The 1,770-nt window shown below is 38.8% G+C and carries 1 protein-coding gene; it reads right to left on the bottom strand.

Features of this window, described 5'->3' with window-relative positions:
* Positions 1-39: 39 nt before the first annotated feature.
* On the bottom strand, positions 40-1,740 hold the full coding sequence (locus J8L97_RS12045) for a cyclic peptide export ABC transporter (RefSeq protein ID WP_211049994.1): 1,701 nt from the start codon (positions 1,738-1,740) through the stop codon (positions 40-42).
* Between the last annotated feature and the right edge of the window lie 30 nt (positions 1,741-1,770).

The raw sequence follows: 1,770 nt of genomic DNA, 5'->3' as shown, positions 1-1,770 counted from the left end.
AACTTTCTTTTCCTAGCTCTTTTTATCATCGCAATACGATTAACCATTTAGCTCTGCAAGCTCAGGTGATGTTGAAGGAACAGTTGTAACTGGCTGCTGCATAGAGAGCAGCCCTTGCTCCATTCGAATTATTTTATCAGCAACTTTAAAGTATCTATCGTCATGACTGATAACGACCACAGCTTTATTTTCGGCTTTTAATTGCGGCAAAATCTCGGTATAAAAAACATTTTTAAACTCGGGGTCTTGATCGGCTGCCCACTCATCGAAAAGATATAAGTGCTTATCTTCCAATACACTCACTAACAAAGCTAACCGCTTTCTTTGTCCATCCGAAAGTGACGTCGTAGAAAATGCGTTATCAACAACATTGACTTTGTCAGTTAAATCTAAAGCTGCAAGCAATAGTTGGATCCGTTCAGGCTCAACTTTCAATCCAAATAGGCGCTTAAACAAATGATAATCTGAATAAATAGCCGTTAACTCTTCGCGACAACTGGCCAACGTTTCTTCCGTTACCTTGGTATTACCGAAGTAAATATCACCTTCACTGGGTTGATAATGCAAAGTGATTAACTTGCTTAATGTTGATTTACCGGAACCGTTACCACCTATGATAAAAACAATCTCACCTTTTTGAATTTCAAAGCTCAGCGGGCCCACCTTAAAACCAGGGCTATCATCATGTGCAGTATACTGAAAACTCACTTTATCAAATCGGATCTGATGCCAACTATCAATCGCTTGAACATGCTCAATACAAGTTTCCTCTGGTAAGGTATTTAATAATGCATTAACCTTTCTGACTGATACTTTAGCGATGGCTATTTGCGGAATTGAATTGAGGATCACAGAAACGGGCCCAGCAATATAAAGCAACACCATGACGACACCAATTAACTCCGACGAGGAAACTTGGTGATAATTGACGAACACAAAGCTGATCATACCAATGACCATAAAACTCAAAATATCACCATAATTAACAGCGACTCGAAGTACACTCTGCGCAATTTTGTCCGATGCAAGAATTTGCCTCTCTTGCTGATAAAGTGCATGATCAAAATAATCATCGCTTTTTGCTTTATTTAACTTTAGTTCTTTTGCACCTTGAATAATGCCGCGTATACCCTCTTGTAAATGGTCAACATGCTTACGAGATCGAGTAATATAAATACGGCTTACGTACATAGGCAGTTGATACGTCACGACCCCAAACAAAATACAATAAGCAACGAAGAAAAAGACATCACTGTTTAAGTAAAATAAGAAAATCATCATACCTAGTAAAGTAACACCATTAGTGAGCAAATCAGGCAACACTCTTGCCCCCATTACGATGCGCTGAACATCTGTCGTCAATGCTGCAATTAGTTTTGCTGACCCCACTTTTTCTAGGGAGAAAATGGGAGCTTTTCGGATCCGATAATACATATCTTTACGCATTTCAGTTGTAACCTCTAAAGCAATATGCGTCAGAAGGACTTGTGATAAAGACCGTGTAATAAAGATAAGTCCACATAAAATGCAAAATGCGATGGCAAATTTGGCACTGCTTATCACCCAGCCAAAGACCTGTAGTTTATCCGAGTCAGTCGCTAACCCCCCCAAGGTAGGTTCTAATGCTTTTAATACCAGTGGGATCAATAGCGAATAAGCAATACCGGCTACAGCACCTAATAAGATCGCAATAAATACTTTATTAGGTGCTTTTTTCGTAAATACATCAAACAGTTTCATAATTATCCTTATTAAGTAGTCATCCATATG

The organism is Pseudoalteromonas sp. MMG012 (genome assembly GCF_018100875.1).
GTDB classification, from domain to species: Bacteria; Pseudomonadota; Gammaproteobacteria; order Enterobacterales; family Alteromonadaceae; genus Pseudoalteromonas; species Pseudoalteromonas aurantia.
This window is presented reverse-complemented; position numbering and strand designations above follow the sequence as displayed.

What these genes read in the sequence shown, in the direction of transcription:
- J8L97_RS12045 (WP_211049994.1), bottom strand. Translation starts at nt 1,740, where the DNA reads ATGAAACTGTTTGATGTATTTACGAAAAAAGCACCTAATAAAGTATTT.